We start from the raw sequence: 22625 nt of genomic DNA on the forward strand, positions 1-22625 counted from the left end.
CATTGCGTCTAAGCTGTCTGGGACGGCTCAAGCCCTAGGTTCCAAGGAGGACCGATTATGTTGCTGTTGTGGTTGGTGGTGCTGGTAATCGGCGCGGCGTACCTCACGCACCGGCGCCTGGCGCCTTTGCAGATTCTCGGCATCCTGGCGGCCTATGTGCTGTTGATGGGCATTTTCAGCAGTGCCCCCGGCTGGCTGCTGGCCCTGATCTGGGTGGTGCTTGCCCTGAAGATCGCCCTGGTTGCACTCCCGCAGTGGCGGCGCAAGGTGTTTACCGCCCCGGTATTTCGCTGGTTCCAGCGCACCCTGCCGCCCATGTCGCAGACTGAGCGCGAGGCCATCGACGCCGGCACCGTGTGGTGGGACGGCGAACTGTTCAGTGGCCGCCCCGACTGGCGCACCTTGCTGGCCTACCCGGCACCGAAACTGACCGATGAAGAACAGGCCTTCATCGATGGCCCGACCGAAGCACTGTGCGCCATGGTCAGCGACTGGCAGATCGGCCAGGACCTGGACTTGCCGCCCGAAGCCTGGGCACATATCAAGCAGCATGGCTTTTTCGCCCTGATCATCCCCAAGGAATACGGCGGCAAGGGCTTCTCCGCCTACGCCCACTCCCAGGTGGCGATGAAACTGGCCACCCGCAGCGGTGATCTGGCCTCCACGGTGATGGTGCCCAACTCCCTCGGCCCTGCCGAACTGCTGCTGCACTACGGCACCGACGAACAACGCAACCACTACCTGCCCCGCCTGGCCCGAGGCGAGGAAATCCCCTGCTTCGCCCTCACCGGGCCACTGGCCGGCTCCGACGCTGGCGCCATGCCCGACACCGGCATCATCTGCAAAGGCCAGTGGCAAGGCGAAGAAGTGATCGGCCTGCGCCTGAACTGGGAAAAGCGCTACATCACCCTCGGCCCGGTCGCCACCCTGCTGGGCCTGGCATTCAAGGCCTACGACCCGGACCACCTGCTGGGCGATGAGGAAGAACTGGGCATCAGCCTGGCACTGATCCCCACCGATACCCCCGGGGTGGAAATCGGTAAACGCCACCTGCCACTGGGCGCCGCGTTCATGAATGGCCCCAACAGCGGCAAGGACGTGTTCGTCCCGCTGGACTTCCTCATTGGCGGCCAAGCGATGCTTGGCAAAGGCTGGATGATGCTGATGAACTGCCTGTCGGTAGGTCGTTCCATCTCACTGCCTGCCGTGGGTACAGGGGCTGCCAAGTACACCAGCCTGGTGACCGGCCAGTACGCCAATATCCGCGAGCAATTCAACGTGCCACTGGCGGCCTTCGAAGGTATCCAGGAATCGCTGGCACGCATTGGCGGCAACGCCTGGCTGATGGACAGTGCCCGCCTGCTGACCGCGAAGGCCGTGGATCTTGGCGAGAAACCCTCGGTGCTGTCGGCGATCCTCAAGTACCACCTCACCGAGCGTGGCCGCGAATGCATCCAGCACGCCATGGACGTGCACGGTGGCAAGGGCATCATCATGGGCCCGAACAACTACCTGGGCCGCAACTGGCAAGGGGCGCCGATCTTCATCACGGTTGAAGGCGCCAACATCCTTTCGCGCAACCTGATGATCTTCGGCCAGGGCGCCATTCGCTGCCACCCGTTCGTGCTCAAGGAGATGGCGTTGGCCGGGCGTGAAGACCACGATCAGGCACTTCAGGAATTCGATGACCTGCTGATGAAACACATCCTGTTCGCCGCCGGCAACGCGGCCAGCACTCTGGTGTTCAACCTGGGGTTGGGGGTTTTCGAGAAAGTACCGGGGGACACGCTGAGTCAGGGGTATTTCCGAGCCCTCAACCGCCAGGCCGCCGCCTTTGCCCTGCTGGCCGACCTGTCGATGATGCTGCTGGGCGGGGCGCTCAAGCGCCGGGAGCGCCTGAGTGCGCGGCTGGGCGATGTACTCAGCTACCTGTACCTGTCCAGTGCCGCACTCAAGCGCTACCACGATCTCGGTTCGCCCGAGCACATGCAGCCCCTGCTGCGCTGGGCCATGGAAGAAAGCCTGGGCCAGGCGGAGCACGCCCTGGACCGGTTGCTCGACAACTTCCCCAACCGCTTCGTCGGCTGCGCGCTACGGGTGCTGGTGTTCCCCTTTGGCCGCCGTCACACCGGGCCGAGCGATGAACTGGACGCCGAGGTGGCAGCGCTGATAGGGCGCAGCAAAGGCGACCCTGCGCTGGAAGAGCTGCTTGCCGGTTGCTTCAGGCCGCAAGCCAACGGCGACCCGGTGGCAGCCCTGCAACGAGCCTGCGACCTGCTGGAGGCGTCGACGCCGCTGCACAACGCGCTGCATCAGGCAATCAAGGAAGGCAAGGTACGACCGGCGCCCGGGCAGTCGGTGATCGATGCGGCAGTCGACAGTGGTGTACTTCAGCCTGATCAGGCGCAACGCCTGCACGCGGCCGAACAAGCGCGCCGTGCCGTGATCGACGTGGATGCCTTCGACAAGGCACAGCTGCTGCCGGAGCAAGGCAAGGTACGCTGAGACAGGGGCCGTTTTGCGGCCCCTTCCCCAACCGGCGTATACTCCGCGCCCCGTTTCAACCATTCCGAGGACCACCCCAATGGCCACCCCCCACGTGGAATACCACCTGCAACTGCTGAACCACCTGCGCACCATATTGGTGGCCCTGGGTGAAGCCGAGCAGGTACCGGAGGAAAGCCACACCCTGTTCCTCGACCGCTTCGACGAGCTGCTGACCCTGTTGCCGCAAAACCCGCTGGAAAGCCAATATCTGGGCCAAGACCTGATATGCCAGGTGATTCAGCGCTATCCGCAAATCGCCCACCTGGTGCCGCGCGACCTGCTGTGGTTCTTCGGTGGCGACTGCCTGCACTTCATGCCGGACGAAGAGCTGCAGCTCTACCAGAACCTGGAAGATCTGCGCTATGAAGCGGAACGGGACGGCCTGCGGTTTGACTGGCATGCACAAAAGCAGGCTCTGCTGGAAGCCGTAAAAAAGTCCTGAACACACGTGCGCTGCCGCCCTAAAAATCCGTACCCAGCTGCCACTTAATCCTACATTCAACCATTGGCCTCCCCCCCTATGCTGTTGGCCGCTCCCCCTTCGGCTCGAAGCCGACGCAAGGGAGCGTCCCCTAGTCAACACGACAACATCAAGGAACTGCCAATGAAAAAAACTTTGCTCATGCTCGCCATGGCGATGGCCAGCAGCAGCGCATTCGCTCTCGACGATGAAACAGGCCAGATCAGCTTCTACGGTACCATCTACGGCGGCGGTACCTGCCCGATTGAAGTCGTCGCCCCAGGCGCCAGCGTTATCCCCGAGGTATCGCTGGGTAACTTCACGAAAGGCTACTTCCACACCCCTGGCACCTCCACGCCTGACAAGGCATTCGCGCTGAAGATAACACCGACTTCGGCCTGCATAATTCCACCATCCGAGACCGCAACCGTGAAATATACCCCCTTGCACGGCATAGTCGGCACCGACCTTTATGGCGTCAACGGTGCCACGGGCGTGGGCGTCGCGATCAAAGACAGGCTGAAAGCCAAAATTGCACCCGACAGTGATTCCATCGAATACGATCTATACGTAGATCGCCCAACGGAGATGGTGTTCTACGCCTCGTACGAGTCTTACGCGGATGCAGCAGTTATCACCGACGGCGTAGCACAAGCTGAAGTCGCCTTCACGGTAGACATGCCTTGATACCTACTCCAGGTGCCCGCACCTGGAGTCCACCATTCCTGCCCGGTCAAACACCATGTCACCCCTTTCTCGACTTCTGATCACCTCATGCAGCTGCCTGGCGCTGCTCACAGCCATTCTCCCCGGCGCACAAGCGGCACTCACCATCAGCCACACGCGAGTGGTGCACGACAGCGCCAAACGCAGCTCCTCGGTCATCGTCGCCAACCCCTCCAACAGGCCGTACGCGGCGCAGGCCTGGGTAAACACCCAAGCCGACGACGCAACCACTGCCGTCCCCCTGATCGCTGCCCCTAACCTGTTCCGCCTCGACCCCGGTGGCGAACAGACGGTGCAAATCAATGCCCTGCCTAACGATCTCCCCCGTGATCGTGAGTCCGTGTTCTATTTCAACCTGCAGGAAATACCGCAGGCAGCGACCAATGACGGAGAGAACATCCTCAACATCGCCCTGCGCACGCGCATCAAGCTGTTCTATCGTCCCAGTGAGCTCAAAGGCCGCCCGCAAGACCGGTTGAAAGACCTGGCCTGGTCGGTGCAACAAATAGATGGAAAACCGCATCTGGTCGTCGATAACCCGTCGCCTTATCACTTCACCTTCAGCCGCCTGGTGGTAAGTGGCAATGGCGCGAGTGAAACCATCAACGCCAAGGCCATGGCCTTGCCCCTGGGCACGCAGGCCTATGCGCTGAACACCATGACAGTCACCGATGGGCTACAGGTGAAGTTCACCACGATCAGTGACTACAGTGGCATAACTGCAGAGGTCTCCAGCCCGGTTGCAAGGCCGTGATCCAACACTTTCCATCAATCGCGCAGTGGCAGGTTGAGCACGGGACGAAACGCTACCCAAGTCGCGCCCTCATCGAAGCTTACGGACGCCGTGATAGTAAAATTATGACCGATCCATAGGGTGGCCAGGTGGGTTTTAGGTACCGTCACATCATCGCGCATGCCAATTCCCTCGTCGGCCTCGGTAGCAGATAACGCATGCGCAAACAGCACGTCATACGCTGGCGCGTCGCTGCCACCAGGCAAGACCCCGGTCAGCTGAATGCTGACCTGCTGCCCCTCGGCAATCAAAGGCCAAGTGCCCAGCCGGATCGGCACATTGGCTGGCGCCTTGCCCAGGCTGAACCCATCGGCATTGGCCCCATCCAACTCGGGTTGGGGCAACCGCTCCGAGCGCGCTTTCACGTCCAGAGCAAGTGCGTCGGAATCAAGCGCATTGGCGTTGTCACTCACGCGGTATAGCACCGTAACGGTATGCGTGCTTTGCGCCAAAACGTACTGGGTGGGTATTTCGAAGAAACGCTCTTGCCCGTTGTACGGCGTGCTGGTCGTAAAGTACCCCGCTGTGCCCGGCGCTCCCCACACCACCGTGAGGGTTTCATCCGGGTAGATAACCGCACTCGCCGGGACCTCAACCAGTAACGGCGGGTAAAAGTCATTGAGCGTCAGCGTCTGTTGTGCCCCCCAGCCCTCTGCCTGGTCGATCAACACCGGCGGCAAACTTCGCGGTATCGGCGTGGCAGCCACCTCCAGCGTGACTGGCTGTGAACCAGCGCTCAGGTTACCGGCACGGTCACAGACCTTGTAATGGACATAGCGCTTGCCATCACCGCGCGCCAGTATCATTTCCTTGGAAAATACGATGCTTATCGGCCGGCTAGGGTCCATCAGTTCATACCGATCGACCTCTTCATTGGCAAACGGCTCACGATCCCAGTAAACGATCAGCGTGTCAGCCACTGCGGGGGTTTGATATCTCGGCACCAGCGCCTGCAGGACGTTGTTCTCGAGGTAGCGCGCGGTCACGCCGTCCCTGAGCACTTCCTCATCGAACACCAGGCTCCCTTGGTTGTCACCCAGCACTGGCGCCACCTCGTCGATGGTCAGAGACAGAGGCATGGATCCGACCTCCTCCCCATTGAAGCCGTGGGCCAAATAGGTGACGGCCGCCACCCCGTGCTCGAGGAACTGCACCGGGACATCCACATAGAGCTCATCTGGCGGTATGTCGTCGTACCAGGTCTTTTTCTCGACCTCTGAACCGTTCCAGTACAGGATGATCCATTCCGGGCGTTCGGGAGTTGGACGCGAGTATTCCCACATCGGGATGTCGATGCGCAGTGGGCGACCCAACACCGCAACCGGCAGCAAATTGTGCTGCCCGCCGGGAATGTCGGGTAGCGCATCCGGCGCCGTCGGCGGATCGAGCGGGACCGGAACCGGAACGTAAGTACCCTGTGTAGACCGTTGCATACTCTGCATCTCCATCCAGTGCAGGCGGGCACAAAAAGGGGAGGTTCGATACCTCCCCGGTTGCAATAGCCCTACCAGCTGTAGTGAAGCCCGACGTTGGCACCCCAGGGCTGCTCGATCTTTTCACCGTTGGCGTAATCGAAGTCGGCGTGCAGTTGCAGGCGATCGGTCATGCTAACGGCAACCCCCAGCCCCAGCTCGCCGCGCGAGCCCGACAGATCATTGTCAAACCGGTTGTCGTTGACGTTGACCTGGTTGTCGTCGACGAACTCATGTGCGTAGGCAGCGCGCAGGTAGGGTTGCACCTTGCGCCCGGCACCTAGGTCGAAGGTACGCCCAACGGTGGCCCCGGCCTTGCCGAGCAGCGAGCGGGTGACGTCGCCGCGCGCCTGCATTCCGTTATCCAGGTCATAGTGCTTGCCTTGGATGGTGACCATTGACCATTGCGTATAGGGCTCGATGAAGTAGTCATTGCCCAGCTCCAGATGGCGACCGAACTCCAGGGATGCACCCACACCGAAGTTGTCGTAATCACCTTTGCTGCGCTTGCCATCGCTCAATGTGATATCCGACGAGTTGTCAAAGCGGTTGAGCTTGACCACCCCATCCAGATAGTAACCGCTCTGGGCATCGAGCCAGGTGGCATACAGCCCCAGGTAATAACTCTTGACGTCGGCAGACGCGCCACGCGTCAGGTTCAAGTCCGAATTGCTGTGCCCTGCCATCACACCCAGAAGCCACTGGCCATCCCCAAGCGGCAGCGGCATATCAGCACCTAACGAGAAGCCCTGCTGTACCTGCTGGTATGCACTGCCCGCTGCATCGGAAACGTTGTACTTGTTGCCATATGCCCTGACCCAGCCACCCGCCTTGCCTTGGTCCAGGCGCAGTTCGCCCATGCGGCTCCGCAAGGTGGTGAGCTCGCCATACCATACGGTCGGCGCGGTGTTGAACAGGGCCAGCACCGAAGCGGTACCGGGGCTGATGACCTTGCTCGCACCGTCGAGGAACCAGTCGTTGCCACGCTGCACCAGTTCGTAGGAGAACGTGCCCACGTCGACTGGGCCGTTGAGCAAGGAAAACTGCGCATCGCCTGCAGCGGCATGCACCAGGTGCAGTTGGTTCTCAGACACAGGGTCGGCACCACTGCTGCCAACCAGCAAGGTATGGCTGCCGGTGGCGGTACCGGTGATTTCAAGGTAATCGCTATCGCCGGTACTGAAGTCGGCGTCCATGATGAAGTTGCCACTGCCAGCCAGCGTCCCCACGCTCAAGCGCTGATACTGGCCCGGCTCACCAAACCTGACACTGCCACCCTCAAGGGCCAAGCTGCCGACCTTGCTGTCCTCGACCATGTTCCAGCGCGCCTGGTTGCTCAGGGTCAGGCCTGCGACGTTCTCCAGTCGGCCTGTCAGGCTGGCGTGGTTGTCCAGCGTCAGCGAGGCACTGGAGCCCTCTTCGACACGCACGTCACCCACCAGTTGGCTGTTGTCCACCGTCATGCGTGCCGTGGAACTGCCCGTAACTTCCAGCAGCGCGCCGTTGCTGCCTTGCAAGGTGCTTCCTCCGGCTACGAGGATATCGGCCTCAGCCGGGCCAAGCGCGGGGTTGCCGACCACAATCGCAGAGCCGTCCTGCCCCTCTACGTGCGACCCCACCAGGCTCACCGTCGCAGTGCCAGGCTGTGCCTGCGCAGACAATATCCGCAAGCCATTCCGTGCACCCTGCAAACGGCTGCCTTCCGCGCTGAGCGTTGCGTTGTCAAACATGTCCGCAGCTGCGGCCGTACCGGTACCGACCAGTGTGCTGTTGTGCAGTACAAGGGTCGACTCGGCCGATATCAGCGCCCCCCCCCTGGCGCCTTCGACATAACTGTCACTGACGGTGGCCGTTGAGCCACCCAGGCTGTTGTCGCGCTGCAAGCGCAGGCCGTAGCGGGCGCTGACCACCCGCGAATTGGCAGTTACGTTTGCGCTCGAACCGCCCCGCAGGGCGATGCCATCGTCCAGTTGCGCATCCACCGTGCTGCCGCTCATCTCCAGGTGCGCACCGCCAAAAATATCGATGTGCTGGGTGGATGCACCGTTGGCGTCAAGCCTGGCCCCTGGGTTTAGTTGATAGTTATCGAGTGGTGTATTCGCATCGATGGTCAGGTCGCCATCCACGGTCGTCAACGCTTGGGCAATTGGGCTTAGCATCATAAGCGCAGACATGACCACCTTGGCCGGCACCAACGGCCCCCCGCGTTGTTTTTGCACAATCCCCATCAGCAATGACCTCAGTTGTGTCAGTTAATGTTTCTGCCAAACGGCTATGGCAGAAAAGTTACTAAACACAGTCCGAAAATTCTGTAGGAAAACCCTACAACCCTTTCGTCAACTTCAGAAAGGACGGCGATGGCGCGCTCTATCGCCGCCCTTTCACTGCTCATTGCCTAAGTGGGCAGGCAGCCCCAAGCTGGTGCATGGAGACAATTTGTTCCAAGGTAAGTGAGGTGTACGGCTTACCCTCCAAGGTGAAGCTATACGTTACACGACCACGCCCTTCCCTGATGGTTGTGCTGTAGTTAGGAATGGGTAAAATGTGCTTATCATATGGCTCGATCCGCCATACGAATCCATTCAACTTACCGCCAGTCAGGGCTATATCTTCTGTCTTGTCGATACCCGGGATTTTTGTGTCGCCAGAGTACCCATGCACCGCCGTCCAGTGCATTGTCACCGTATCACTCTCTGTCAAGCCATACTGAGCAAGATCAGGCACTTGAACCCGAATAGATGGGACGGTGTCAGTGGGGTCGTTTGGATCGAACAACGACTTACACCCCAGCCAGCCTACTGGCGCTTCGGTATTTCCGCCTAAGAAAGCAGGTGCTTCGGGGCGCAAAACGATGGCATTGACTAACACATCCGTAGAGGGTGAAGCCGTTTTATTAGGAATGCCAGTGCGCGTGATCTCATAATGAACCGGTACGGTTCCGTTCTTGCCTGCCTCGATATATTCCCAGGGAATTTCACACGTAATATTCGAGCCGGGGTCTCCACTTTCTACAGGATAATCCGCATCAGCAATATGCTGCGCCCCCCAATAGAAGGTAATGTTGTCACCCTCTTTGAATGCAGCATCAAGCAAAAACGTCAACGATGCAGGATGCGTTTCATCGGCCGGGGTCAGTTCGTTGGCTTTACCTGAGATTGCACCAGTTACCGTGACCGGCCCCAGCTTCGGGTTGACGGGCCCTGGCCATTCTGGGTCCGGATTTGGGTCAACCGGCCCAATGCGTTCGAGGTTGACGTTCACATCAATGGATTTGCTACCTGCCGAGACCGCCCCTCGTCGCAGCTCATAGCTGACGGGCGTCTGCACATCGCCGCTGCTTGAACTACCATACTGCTCCCACACTTGCAGCGACGTCAGGTTGACGACCAAGGGGAAGCGGGGAGCGTTGCCGATCGGTTGCCAGCCGAGCTTGAGCGTCCCCCATGTCACTTCAAGCTCATCCGTGGGCTTGAAGTTTGAAAATTCAGGGATCTGCACGCTAACACCGGTGAAAACATCCTCTTGGTCAATCAAACCATCACCAGAAGGCGCTAACGGCACTACAGGGTCCTGCAACCCGGTGGGCAAGGGCCCGATAGCCACCCCTACCGGGAGATACTGCGAGAGCTTGCTGATGTTCCCTGCCTTGTCCACCAACAGGTAGAGTGCATAGACGCCGCCGTCACCCATGTCTTCGATGGCCTTCTTAGGCACTCGCAACGCTTGTGGTGGCGCTTGCACAGGCACACTCACAACAGGTTTAAATTCGGATGGATCGTCAGGCACGCTTTTCAGCCAATACACATGTACGGTATCGCCTGCCTTATAATCGTCATATTCTGGGAAGGCCAAATCCACGCTATCGATATTGGCATCCGTCACATCCGCAATTGGCGTAAAGGGTGCTGGCAGTGCCTGGCCATAGGGAGGCACACGGTCAAATATCAGGCTGAGTTCACCATCAGATTTTATCCTGTCTCCACCATTGTACGGCTGAACTTCACAACTGAATTTGTGTTCACCCTCCCCCCACAACTCTATCTTCGCTTTGGGAACTGTGAATGCAAAAGGAAAACCAGGCTTATCATCGGCATTGAATTCCCGGTTGAACATTTCCTCTGGCCCACCCGTAGCCGCAGTATGATAAACATATAATGTGTCAAACAGGCCAGAATCCGGCGGCGCAAACGTATCCCAAGCTTGCAGATCGATAATCAGGTTTTCAGCTGGATTCAGCAAGACGCTGTTCTTCACAGTATTATCTGCTGGGTCCGCCAACAGCGATTCCTTGATAGTTGGCGGATCGAGCGGCGCGACCTCGACTGCCCGGGCCCTGGCCCCGCGAACGCTTTGACGGGCTTGTTCTGCCGCCGCCCACTTGCTTACTTGCTTGTTCATAGCCTCACCCGCTGGATAGAAGTTGAAAAACGACAAACCAACCAAACTCAGGTGAACCCATTAAAAAGCGTAAATCCCCCATCGGCAACTGACAAAAATGTCAGTTGACGCCTCTATAAAGATGCTTTTTTCAAACGTGAAAATCCGATACCAGAGGGCTGGTATCGGATTTTCCATAAAGCCCAGATTGGGTTCAACTGCTTAAGCAAGCAGCATTATGCGCAGGCGCAAGACCTTTCACCCACGGGGTGGGCCCACTTGACATTACCCCTGCAAAGCCAGGTAGCCCCTCGATAAAGGGTCACAGTACATCCTGCATCGCCAACCGATCCAGCGCATCGTAACCATAGGTAGCCCCACCCGAACCGGACGCCAGCTTGACACGCTGCAAACGCCCTAACCCATCATATTCAAGTTGACGCCCCTCCTCATCCAGTATCAGGTTGCCATCGGCATCGTATTCCAACTCAATGATTCGCGGCTCATCTTCAAGCCCATTGATGGTGATGCCCGTCAGTTGCGCGGGGTCCCAAGGGTTGTCGAAATGATAACGGGCATCGATCATGCCTTCCTCGAACAGGGTGCGCACTCGGGTGATGTTATCCAGTGCGTCCATATCGAAGCGCTGCAGCTGGATCTTGTTGCCATATGGGTCTACGGGTACATAGGCGTCTTCACCCTGACACTCGTAGTCGGTCAACCGGCCTCGCTCGTCATAGACGTAGCTTTCTTCGCGCAGCACCGGCGTGCCCTCGCCCTCACTAAGCGTTTTAGTCACGATTGCATCCACTGCATCGTAGGTTTGGGTCAACGTCTGCTGCGTGTCGCCAAAATCAAAAATGCGGGATGTCTCGCGCTCGAACTCATCGTAGCCCAAGGTAGTTGTCAGGCTACGCACAGTACCGTCGGGTTCCTTCGTTTCCGTCATGTAGGACTCGATACGGCCCAGTGCGTCATAGTAGAAGCGGCTGACCAGTGTACCCAGGCTGGTTTCCTCGAGCTGGCCCAATGCGTTGTAACGGTGTGATTGAACACCTCCTAATACATCCGTGTAACTCAACAGGCGACCGCCAAGGCTGTGGACGTACTGCATGCGAAGCGGTTCCCCCCCCCCCTGGCTACGCGTTTCCGAACGCAGGTGACCGGTACTGTAATAGTCTCGCGAAAGCTCATCACCATTTTCCTTGCAACCGAGCAGCCGAGCATTTTTTGTGTCGTAGTCGTATTCCGCATTCACCTCGGTGTTAACCAGGGTCCTTTGCCAAGGCTCTTCACCTACCTGTGGCACATACTTGTAAACAATATGCTCGCCACGGGGGGAAATCACTGACTCCGGCTGGCGCATGCCCGGGGCATATTCCATCAAGCGCCGACGACCACCGGTGACAGACGCCACCATACGGTTCAGGCCGTCAAAGGCCTGTTCGCCCAATACATGCTCCTCCACTACCCCACTAACGGTTTCCAACACTTTGATCAGCACCGGCAGGTCTTCGTGGCTATGCGGCGCATACTCACGCACCACCTGCGAGTTATCGGCCAAGGTATGCACGAGCAATCGATCGAACTCATCGTAGGCAAAAGCAGTTTGCGCTTGGCGGCCATCGATTTCCCGAGAGGTCCGGCCCAGGCCGTCATAAAAATACTGGTGCAGGCTTTCCCGTTTGCCATCAAGGCGCAAGCGCTCGACACGCACTGGTTTGTCGAACAGATTCTGCCATGTCACGGTCTTGCCAGTGCGCACCTTACCATCCCCCGATTCACGCCACTGCGTGATGATCGGCCCTGCTGAGTCTTGCGTGCCGATCGGGTCGGTTTGTTCATGGTTGCGCACACCATCCGGCCCAACCTCACAGCAACGCTGCCCCCAGGCGTCGTACTCATAACGGGTGATCAGCTGCAGGTCTTCCAGCGCCAGCCACTCATGTTCAACCTCTTCAATCAGGTTGCCCAGGGCATCGTACGTTGCACTATAGGTCTGCCGCTGCGCTTCCTGGGCTGCTGGCGTAAGCGCATAGTCGGGGTCTTGGCGCATCCGCCGAACTTCACGGTTCAGGCCATCGACATAGCTCCAGGTGGTAACACCCTTGACGTCTACCATGACCTGCAGAGCCTGGCTGCCATTGGACGACAGGTGGTAGCTGTACTCGCGTTTCGCCGTGTACTCGGTATCCGGCGCAACGGTTTCGCTTGTTACGCGTCGCAGCTCGTCATAGGTATAAGCGATCTGTACATCGTTGCTCTCATAGTTGTCGTCATAATGGAGCAGCGGTTCACCGATCAACACCGAATGCTGCAGAGTGGTGACTTTTTGAGCGTGACGCTTGCCCGTACCTGGCAGATAATGCCCATGGTCGAAGCCGCTCAGAGTCGCCACGGTTTGCACAGCGGGATGCTGGTCCACCTCAACCCGGGTGTAGTTATAGGTTGTATGGGTAACCTTGCCGTTCAGCTTCAGCGTTTCACTGACAGGCCGGCCATGTTGCAACTTATCGTCGCGTGGGGTCGCGAGGCTGGACTGGCCATGACGCAATGCCTTGATCTGGCGCCCCCGCACCAGGCCACGATGCCACGTACCGCCGACGCTGTCTGCATATTCAGTCTGGGTATGGCGCAACAGCTTGGCGCCCTGCACTCGCACCAGTGCTTCAGTATGCTGAAGCAACTTGCCCCTGGCATCAGCGTCGAGGGCGGACAATTTGACGTAGGTATAGTCGCTACGCAGTGTTTCTGCTCCGGCATCGCCTTCGGCGGCGGGCTCCACCGTGCGCGATCTCAGCCACCGGACAAAGCCTTCTGGATCACCGGGGTAGCCTTCCTCGGCGGCCGCTGGGTAATAGGTGCTGTGCGTTGTCACACCATTGGGTTGCTGCTCCAGTATCAGGTTGCCGTATGGGTCATAGCCAGTGGTGACTGTCTGCTCCCGGTAAGCGTTTGAGTTTCCTGCCAGCCGCCAGGCGGTTGTCACGGTCTTGGGTAACTGGAAATTATTCGGTTGTGCCGAGAACTCTAAATTATCGAGCTCATGATAGGTGGTGGTAACGGTATTGACACAGGCTTCCTGGGTAGTGACCTGTTTGGTTATTAAATGGAAGCGGTTGAAACTGCGCTCGACCACGCGCACCGCAACCTTGTTCATATAGTGGCTTGTCGTCGAGGTATAGAGAAAATCGTTCCCGGTGAACTTGTACAAGTTGTCGAAGCCATTGTCCTCCCAACTGACGCCGGCGCCATTACCTAGATAATTGTTGCTGCTGAAGGCATAGCGTGTTTCGACATCGTCCTGTTCAAAGCCTGGGCTCACGACATGGCGCGTTACGTACGGTAGCGTCCTCCCGCCAGGCAAGTCATGACCATCGTACTTGTATTCGATGGCTTCGCTGCCACCGAGCGGGGTCCGCACATGGGTCAACAAACGCAAAATGCCCCACGACTCAGTTTGCAACGGATGATAGTCGAATTCCCAGCGTGCCTTGTCCGGGGTGGGTAACACGACTTGTTTCAGTTCATCGCCGTCGCGTACCAAGGTGTAACGTGCGAAGGCTTTGGTCCCGGGGTTCAAGTCGATCAGCACATCGCTGGTGGAATAGTCGATTTTCAGCAAGGTCCTGTTGGTGTCGTCAACGATCCATTCCAGGCAGGGCGCACCGTCCACAGGCGTGTAGCCCAGGGTGATGCCGTGACCTGTCTCTGCCAGCACCCGCACGGGCAAGGACACGGTGTAATCGGGAGCCTGTGGCTCAAGCAGCTCGATCAAACCGGTCTTGTGCGCCACGCGATAGCGCTTTTGCTCGCCTTCGCTGACATTTTCAAAATGAAAGCTGTCGATTTTGCGCTCTAGCACCACGGCCTGCTCACCCGGACCGTTGTCGTCCACTTTGAAGCTTTCACCGGAATGCAGGTTGAGCATCCCACGGTTCGTGAATTGGCTCAGGTTCAAGCTCCAACCGCCTCCGAACCCCGGATCCCCTTTGCTCATCGGGTTGTAGGACAGCCGCAGCGGCAGGCTGGGGCCGTTAAGGTCGTTGGCGGGCAGTTCGGGTAACTGGATCGCCAGTGTGTATTGCCCGGTTCGCGGGTCAACGCCACCCTGCACGAAGCTGAGGAAGTTGAAAGCATTGGAATGGACGATGGATTGGGTCGTCATGGTAAATACTCACTCGATAATGGGGTGCGTCGCCCGCGAACGGGCGACTTGGCTTTACTGCCCCTCAAGGACAAACTGATTGCGGCTGTCCACACCGCCCTTGAAGGTAATTCTCAAGCGGTGGGCATTGCCGTAGTTGTCGGTGAGCGTTACGACCAGTGGTCTGTCCAATACCTTGCGATACTCGGTATGTTCGGTGTCAACCCAGTATTTCAAGTTCGGTACCCGGTCCAGGCTCAACAGCAGGGTGCCAGCACTGACGGATTCATGGCCTTTGAACTCATAATCCAGGCCCTCAAACTTCACCTTTTCCTCATGCACCAGCAACTCGAGTTCAGCCCCATACGTGATGCCGCTCAGTGGCGATACGGAATCCGTATCACGACGGGGAATGAACGCAAACCCTGTGTAGCTGCAGTAGGTTTCGTCGATCAGTTCGCTTTCCCACTTCATCATCGAAGCATGCGCCAGACGGGCCCTGACAAACTCGAGCCCGGGAGCTCTGAGTACCCAGTAATCGGTGGTGTAATGCCAATAGTTGAAGAAGTCGCCGTTTGAGTGATTACTACCATCGTGGGTATACACCCGCTTTGGCTCAAATTTGTAATCATCAATATTGGGCGGGGAAACTTGCACCCCTTGCAGCTCGAGCACCCCCGGGCCCTCCTCCACGAGGTCAGAGTAATGCCAGCCGTTGTTATGATCCTGGAATTTGGCCTTGAACTTCCTGACCTCAGCCTCCAGGGCGTTCACAAAGAAGGTCACGGTACGCCGTGCGTCGATAGGCGCTAGCAATGAGTCTTGCTCAGCCTGAACCGCGCTAACTGGAAAGTAGTCGTAGCGAACATTGCGACGCTTGGTAACTGCCCATTTCTGGTCAGCTGCCTCCTCAGGCAGCTCATCAGGGTCCAACCCATCAGCACCAGCCGGCAAGACGTAGACTGGGCTGCCGTCCTCGTATAGCAGCTCCAGCGTCGATAATTCCTGATCGCTCACCGGGTCCCATACAGTCCCGTCAGCCCCCTCGAAACTTTTGGTTTCGATAACGACGTCGATGCCAACCTGCTGCAAACCATTGGCCCAGACCTTGTTACGATTGCTGTTATTACGCAAAACTTCAAATCTGTTGAGCGCTTTCCAACGCTCCTGCTGTGTGGCCATTTGTTGCACACTGTTACGCCCGTGCTCGATCACGGCAAGCCCCCCAAGCCCGTAGGCAACGCCGACAACGACGCTGACTTCACCCGGCCCGCCTGGCTCAGCCCCCGGCGCGGTGTAGACACCGTCCTTAAGCGTACCTTTACCGAAGAGCAACCATGAGTCCGCCTTATAATCGAGAAGAGCGAAGTCCTGGGTCCCGCTGGGTGGCATTTGGGTGACATGGAACGGCTCGAGCTGGAGCATCATGGAGTATTTGATCATCACCACCGTTGCATAGCCGCTGTCGGCGCCGCGCGACACCTTTATACGCAACAGCTCCACTGGCTCCTTTTCGTCTTTGGCGCTCGGCGTATACCTGACACTGCGGGGGTCTCCCGGAATCGCTTCAAAGCCGTCAGTGGTGCCATCCTCGAGCGCCCAGGATATGCCCTCGCCATGTGACGCCGTCAGCGTGAGCGCAGGATCGCCTTTGTTCCAGAGCACTACCTTGGGTGAAATCGCCAAGGCCTCGCTGGACTCGACCACTAATGCCGTACGTACTTCACTGTCGGGCGAGTTGGTCAGCTTGGCCGTCACTACGACAACTTGCGAGTCACTGGCAAATTTGTCGATGGCCGAAGCGGTATAACGCCCGGCCACCATGTCACCGCACGCACGCGGATAAGTGAGATTACGCACCGACCATTCACTGGGCGCCGTGCCCGTCAGGGTGAATTGCTTGTCCCTGGAAGCCCCTAGACTACTTAGCGCCGGCTGCAGAATACGCGCGTCCTTGCTAGGCGTAATATCGCCAAACAGGATGGTGTCATGCTTCTTGTACTCTTCGGACATCGCAATCTCATGTTTCTGCGGCAAGACCACCTGCGACAACACGTCGGTGGCGAACTTGGCCATCAGGGGGGCCCAAGCCTTGCTTACCAGCAGCGAAGCACCGTAGTTGTCCTTGCCGGCACCGCTCGCCGGCAGTAGGTAGAGCCACCCGGCAGGCGCATAGCCCCACTTCAGCGCACCCCTTAACTGCATGAGCAACACCACGGCCCCATCGTCCGCAGGCGATGAGCCGCTGCCCCCCCCTTCAGGGGCCTTTTGCGCCACGACAGTGAAATCCACCACGGACATTGCGTTATAGCCAAAGTGGAATTCGATCGTTACCACCGGCAATGCCCAGTTGCGCAACTGCGGCCCCAGCTGCCGCAGCAAATATGCGCCCATGGTGCTTTCGGCGTTTGGGGTTGGCGCCAGGTTACAGACCGGGTCGGAGACCGTACTCCAATCGATGACCAATTGGCCCTTGTCGGCATTACGTGACCGCACTACCTGCAAATCGACGGTCACTTCGAATCGAAAGCCCATGCCCGGCTGCAGCACATGGCTGCGCCTCAAGAAGCCAGGCTCGCCTGGGTACTCGGCAATCATGCTACACCTGCCGGCGATCAGTTCCATGCTCAGCTTGACCCGTGCCGACCGACCACTGGCCGCTCTGAACGACACCTGGGGCGGGCCGAACATGATGTTCGCGAAAACAACCTTCTCGGTGTTGTTATCCGCGTAATATTCGCCGCTGAACGGCACGATAAAGTCCTGGGTCGCGAATGCCTCGACAAAGCGATCCTGCAACAGTTGGTTGAAACGGTCGCGGCCGATCGAGAGCATCGCACCCCAGCCGTGCATGGCGTCACCCTTGCTCAGTTCTGCGAGCAGGTCATCCTTTGAATTGCTAGCCATGATCAAGCCCCCTTCGCACCGGTGTTTTGCTTGACTTGCTTCAGCTTCTCGATGTAATCCGGGTCGTAGGGTAATGGAAGCACGACGTAATCCCAGGTATTGGGCCTAGTCTTTTCAATCGCTGCAAGAATGACGTAATCGCTGTCCTTTTCGTTGATTGTATAAACACCCGTTTTTTCATCAATATTGCCCGCCCCCCTTACCGTGTACCAATCGACCGCATCAGGCGGGATTAGCTCAGGGTCCATCATTCCCCCTGGAGTCCAAAGCTCCAGCGCCAGCTTTCCTTCTTCCGGCTGCGTAGCCTTGAGCACGCCAGTGACAGGGAACCACGCTATGAGGATATCGAAGACGTCCGTCTCCCCCCCAGCGGATACCCGCACAGTGTCCAGTTGCAACACGCGCCCAATCGTGTTCGCAGCACCCGGTTGATGGGTCGGTGCCTCATAAATGCGCGCGTTCGCACCCGGGGGAATCTCAAGGTTATCGTCGTCGGCGTTTGGCTCACGCAAGGCGCCTTTGGCACCGCCCCCCATGCTCCACTGCAACTGTTCATCCAAGCTGCCACCTATCAGCAGGTAAGTGCGGGGTTTCGTCGGAGGCTCCGGCGAATAATGGGCGACCTGTAGAAGCGGATAGGCCGAGACTTTTCTAGCGACGACTGTCACCAATGCCCGACTGATACTGTCGCCTGATTGGGCCTCGACGATGACCTGCTTCGAGGCACCTGTGATCTTGTCCCGCGTCGGCGCGGTATAGGTGCCATCCTTGATAGAGCCTATTTCACCCTCTGAGCCTGGCACGGGCTTGACAGTCCAGGTAACTGGGCCGTTGGGTGGTGTCGTCAGGGCGAAGTCCTGACTTGTACCGGCCCCAATCGATGCCTCTAGAGGTTCAATGGCAAAGGCGGTGAACTTCGGTGCCAGGGTACCCAGCAACGACAGGTCGCCCGGGGTTCGCACAAGCTGGGGTTCAGCGACCTGATTGCTACGGAACAACAACCCATTCAAACGCAAAACGTCCAGCGAAACCGATGCGTTATTCACAGCCGTCCAGATCGTCTTGAAACTCGCAACTACGCTTTCCAACACGACTGGGGCGGTGTCCTGTATGATATATTTTTCAAATGGACCGATCCCCCAGTTATAACCATCCAGATTCTCGATATCAACGACCTTCGACGTCTCAGAACCGGCTTTGAAAATCACTCTACCATCATTTGCAAGGTCAATATCAAACTCTTTCGTGCACAAAAGCTTGTACCGCGCACGCCGCTCAGCGGTCCACCAAACCTCGGTCCAAAGGAAATAAGCCTCGAATGTAACGTCTGCAACCGGAGCCCACTGAAAAATAATTTTGTTGTTTGCGACCAAGCGAAACCTTAAACTTTTGTCATTCTCTGTCAAAGCAAATGCGTCATAACGCTGCCAGCGCACCCAGCTATCTTCGTCAAAATCCTCGCGATCACCTGGGTAACTGAAATTGACCGTGGAACTAAAGTCAATTCCTACACAGAAAGCACCCTCTTGTACGAACACCGGTTCCGGGTCCGTGATCTCGGGCACACTTCTCCACAGCTTGGAGAGCACATGCTTGACCCAGCTGTCATTACTTATGATCAAGTTTAACGTGTAAGAGTCGTGTTCACTGCCCGGCGCTGGCAATGGCAGTAAATACGGAAAACCTTCATCGCCCGCAGGCCAATCACCGACCGCCTCACCATGGAAGGCCACGCCAACCAGTACCGCGCCCTCTTCAAGTTCGGCCGGATCAGTACTCGCGAGCGCCTGGCCGGCCTTGGCCAGTGAGTGCGTTCGAACCGAGAAAGAAGTCGGCTTCAATTCACCTTCCACTGGCGCGAGCGTGTTCAGTTCCCATACTTGCTCTTCCACCTCCCTCCCTTGAAACTCTTTCCGAATAGCGCTACCCACCTTATCGTTCAAGTCCTTCCATGCAGAAACTTCGAACGTATAGGCTGTACCCTCGGCCAGGTTCAGTGTTACCCGGCCCTTGTCATTAATGTTGCCCCCGTTGCTCTCTTTGAGAGAGATGTTCATACGCACGGACGGGGCGGTCAGTGGGTCGACCCGAGCGATGCTTACCACTTCCAAGGTATCACTGCCTGACTTTTCGCGCAGATGCTTGATGGTGCCGCCAACCATACGCATGCTCAACCGCGCATCAGAGCTACTAATGCTCGAGTTGACGAAGGTCAAGCTGGGTTTGCTGAAGGTAAGCTCCGCCAGATCAATATAACTACCCGTCTCAGTTAGATCACGCAGGTTGATAGGTTTTAGCCAATGGCTACCGTCGAAACGTTCAATGTGCTCCTGGGTCAACAGCATGTTGGTCTTAAAACGATCATAAACCAGTATAGCCCCCCAATCTTTCGTCTGGGGCTTTTCTCCAAGGAATTTCAAATATTGAGCAAGTGTAGGCCTAGGCATTTATTTAACCCTCTGAACTCTAGAAACAAGAAAGGTGCATCACAGACTGCACAGCAGTGTGCCCGCACAGCGTTACAACAAAACAACCTGCTGACAGCACTTCACTTAAAATCACTCAGCGCCCGTCATCGCTGGAAACAAAACGCCAGCACTTGATGCGCGACAACCTGGAACTAGTCGACTAACGTCAAGCTATTAACACGAAAGGGCGTATAGTAAATTCCACCGTCATAGCTGAGCCGTGGATACAACGTGAATCCCTGATCCACGATGAGCCGCTTCAATATGTCCTTGGGTAACTTCGCCTTCACCCCGGCCTCGACTTCCCCTGAGGAGACTTCGATAGCATCGTGAAACACGTATTCCTGCTCGCCCTCTGCCGTCACGCCGACGATCGACAAGGTCAGTAGTTGCTTTTCAGCAATGAAGTGCCAAGTTCCCAGCTCTAGCTCGGCACCGTCTTCAGGCACTTTCGAGAGCGGCAGCTCTTTACCAACGACACCCTTGCAGATAATCTGCGGCAACTGTTCATGTGGCAGTGGCGCTACTCGCAGGTGGTAGGCCACCGAGTCGAAATAATCAGCTTCATCGGCTTCGTTGATCACCCGGTAAAACACCTTGAAACGCCTGGATTCGTCCTTGTTACCCCGCGCCATATTCGCCACAACATACTGCGCCGGGATGAGAAAACGCAGCGGGTCGGCTGTGCTCGCCGGCTCCTTGGCCACGTATTGGCCCCATTCGGAATGCCCCATCCAATGCACCTGCACGCGTTCTCCAGGCGCGACAACGCCGGTGGGCACTACAACATATACGCCGTCAATACCAGACAGCGCCTCCATCGTTCCCCAATCTGGCGTTGCATCCGGGTTGGCACCCCTGATATCAGGCGCCACCAGCGCCTCTCGCATTGGCAGTATCTCTACCTGCAACTCGCTCGAACTCAGGCTCTCGCCCGGTCGGCCATATTGGTAGCTCAACCACACCGTCGTGCCCCCATTGGACGCCAAGGTTTCGCCAGAAACCTGAAAAGGGATCGAGGCCGCCTCCATGGTGCTGGGATCGACACGCACCGACTGGATCAGGTCCCCCACCGGGCTGCGCCAATGCATGACAACGCGGTCAGACGGCGCCATCGAAGGGTACACCGGAACCCGGATCGTCACGCCCGAGCGGAGCTTCGCCGGCTCCAGCGGTTCGCCCTCCGCATGCCCATCGATGGCAGGTTTTTCGAGGGGCTGGGGCAAAGTCGCGCCCGAGTCGATTTCCCAGCGTTGGACAGGCGAATCGAGCTTGCTGCCGTTCACCAATTCAATGCTGTAAGAGCCCTCTGCATGGCCCTTTTCCAGTAAGCTGAAAAAGTTTTTGGGAACGGTGGCCGAGAGGGCTTTCTTGCCGAAATGGTCTTCATCGACTACCAGCGTCCTGGACCAATCATCATCTTTATCCCCATCTTCGTCGTAGCCGACCACCTTGAGATGGACTTTGTCTCCCGGCTGCATGGCCTGGTAGGGAGCGACAAGCACGGTCACCACACCACCGACGGGGAGCTTGCGGGGCTGAATGACCAAGCCGTGCGAGGGCAGCGCCTGTAGCACCGCTAGCGTCTCGCCTCCCTCTTGCGGGCGCACCCCCACATAGCAAAACTGCCGAAGTGACTCCAGCGGGTTGCCGCCGGATGGGAATACGGTGTAGGACAGAAATGCCCATCCGCCAGCGGCGCCTCGGATAGTTGCGTTATCGATCTTTACCTCGACCCCATCTATCGGGTCGACCGGGTACCCCGCGCCTGTATCATCGAAGGCATCACCGCCCGGGTTAGCCCCTATCCAGCGTGGGCTTACAGTATCTGCGTCATCCATACCCGTGTACTTAATACGCACGACCAATGCATCGGCACCCAATTTATCCAGATCTATCTCATCACGTTCATTCAAATCAGGGATATGCGGCTTCTCGGGTGCAGCTTTCAGCCCACTCATGTCAAGCGACCTCAGGTTAATTACCCTTTACGCTGAAACGTCGCAATCGCTGATCAACCTGCCAATTTGAACAGGACGAATACGTCGACGCCATCGCATGGGCGACTGTAGGAGTGCCAGCTGAACGCTACGCCCTGGAACACTTGGGCCTCGTCTGCCAGCAACATATTTCAGCAAAGTTATAGCCCTGCTCGGATCGGTCGAACAACTGGTAAAACTGCTAGGTGCGCGCCAGAGAAAGCCCCCCTAGCCTGTATGCGAATACGTGAGGCCTATGCGCATCACTTTCGCTCATGGATGTCGCGGGCACTCCAGCTGCGGCACACCCGATCCACACGCTGACATGAGACGACCAGCATGAACACTGAAAGTGCCCCCCTCCAGTCGGGCGTTATAATGGTTACCGACCCGGACCAAGCCTTTAACGAATTAATCATCCCAGAAAAGTATGGCGAAACATTCACACTCAACATAACGCTTTCCAAGCCACGCAAAATCCAATTCGCCGATATACCTTCCGCCTCGGTCATTACATTGACTGGCAATGACTGGTCACTAAAACTCAAGACCACTCACCACCCGGCCGGCCTGGAGCCGAACGATATTTACTATTACGCGAGAACTTACGATAACAACGCCTTCATCAAGGAAGGGATGGGCGTGGTTGTCATGGGAAAAACCGGTACAGCGAGCAACGACACACTAAAAAAAATTGAGGTCACCCTTTCGAAAAAACCTGGCCTCCCATCCACTTCGCGAGAATAATG

Annotated in this window: 12 protein-coding genes; 5 read left to right on the forward strand and 7 right to left on the reverse strand. The window is 57.6% G+C overall.

Going from position 1 to position 22625, the window contains the following annotated elements:
* Positions 1-57: 57 nt before the first annotated feature.
* From QCL51_RS18025 to QCL51_RS18040, 4 genes are all read left to right on the forward strand, one after another.
* Positions 58-2505 carry an acyl-CoA dehydrogenase gene (locus QCL51_RS18025; protein WP_021784802.1) on the forward strand — a complete coding sequence of 816 codons (2448 nt, stop codon included), beginning with the start codon at positions 58-60 and terminating at the stop codon, positions 2503-2505.
* Positions 2506-2584: 79 nt separating this feature from the next.
* A complete protein-coding gene (locus QCL51_RS18030) occupies positions 2585-2989 on the forward strand; it encodes a PA2817 family protein (protein WP_021784801.1) in 405 nt (134 codons plus the stop codon).
* 162 nt (positions 2990-3151) lie between these two features.
* The gene (locus QCL51_RS18035; RefSeq protein ID WP_021784800.1) at positions 3152-3694 is read left to right on the forward strand and encodes a fimbrial protein; all 543 of its coding nucleotides are present in this window, start codon (positions 3152-3154) and stop codon (positions 3692-3694) included.
* A 55-nt stretch (positions 3695-3749) separates the two neighbouring features.
* On the forward strand, positions 3750-4487 hold the full coding sequence (locus tag QCL51_RS18040) for a molecular chaperone (protein ID WP_021784799.1): 738 nt from the start codon (positions 3750-3752) through the stop codon (positions 4485-4487).
* A gap of 14 nt (positions 4488-4501) precedes the next feature.
* On the opposite strand, the gene QCL51_RS18045 is transcribed toward QCL51_RS18040, so the two are convergent.
* From QCL51_RS18045 to QCL51_RS18075, 7 genes are all read right to left on the reverse strand, one after another.
* On the reverse strand, positions 4502-5959 hold the full coding sequence (locus QCL51_RS18045) for a hypothetical protein (protein ID WP_223271151.1): 1458 nt from the start codon (positions 5957-5959) through the stop codon (positions 4502-4504).
* A gap of 71 nt (positions 5960-6030) precedes the next feature.
* Entirely contained in the window at positions 6031-8226 is a 2196-nt protein-coding gene (locus QCL51_RS18050) for an autotransporter outer membrane beta-barrel domain-containing protein (protein ID WP_028696967.1), read from the reverse strand.
* Between the two features lie 160 nt (positions 8227-8386).
* Entirely contained in the window at positions 8387-10396 is a 2010-nt protein-coding gene (locus tag QCL51_RS18055) for a hypothetical protein (RefSeq protein ID WP_338443919.1), read from the reverse strand.
* Positions 10397-10697: 301 nt separating this feature from the next.
* Positions 10698-14543, reverse strand: a complete 3846-nt coding sequence (locus QCL51_RS18060) for a sugar-binding protein (RefSeq protein WP_338443921.1) — start codon at positions 14541-14543, stop codon at positions 10698-10700.
* Positions 14544-14597: 54 nt separating this feature from the next.
* On the reverse strand, positions 14598-17429 hold the full coding sequence (locus QCL51_RS18065) for a hypothetical protein (protein WP_028696970.1): 2832 nt from the start codon (positions 17427-17429) through the stop codon (positions 14598-14600).
* Between the two features lie 2 nt (positions 17430-17431).
* The gene (locus QCL51_RS18070; protein ID WP_223271148.1) at positions 17432-19774 is read right to left on the reverse strand and encodes a hypothetical protein; all 2343 of its coding nucleotides are present in this window, start codon (positions 19772-19774) and stop codon (positions 17432-17434) included.
* Positions 19775-20049: 275 nt separating this feature from the next.
* The gene (locus tag QCL51_RS18075) at positions 20050-21858 is read right to left on the reverse strand and encodes a hypothetical protein (protein ID WP_028696972.1); all 1809 of its coding nucleotides are present in this window, start codon (positions 21856-21858) and stop codon (positions 20050-20052) included.
* A 357-nt stretch (positions 21859-22215) separates the two neighbouring features.
* On the opposite strand from QCL51_RS18075, the gene QCL51_RS18080 reads away from it, so the two are divergent.
* Positions 22216-22623 (forward strand): hypothetical protein, encoded by a 408-nt coding sequence (locus tag QCL51_RS18080; protein ID WP_028696973.1) that lies wholly within the window; start codon positions 22216-22218, stop codon positions 22621-22623.
* Positions 22624-22625 lie beyond the last annotated feature (2 nt).

Origin of the sequence: Pseudomonas sp. LTR0, assembly GCF_036630035.1 — a bacterium.
In the GTDB taxonomy this organism is placed as follows: Bacteria; Pseudomonadota; Gammaproteobacteria; order Pseudomonadales; family Pseudomonadaceae; genus Aquipseudomonas; species Aquipseudomonas putida_Y.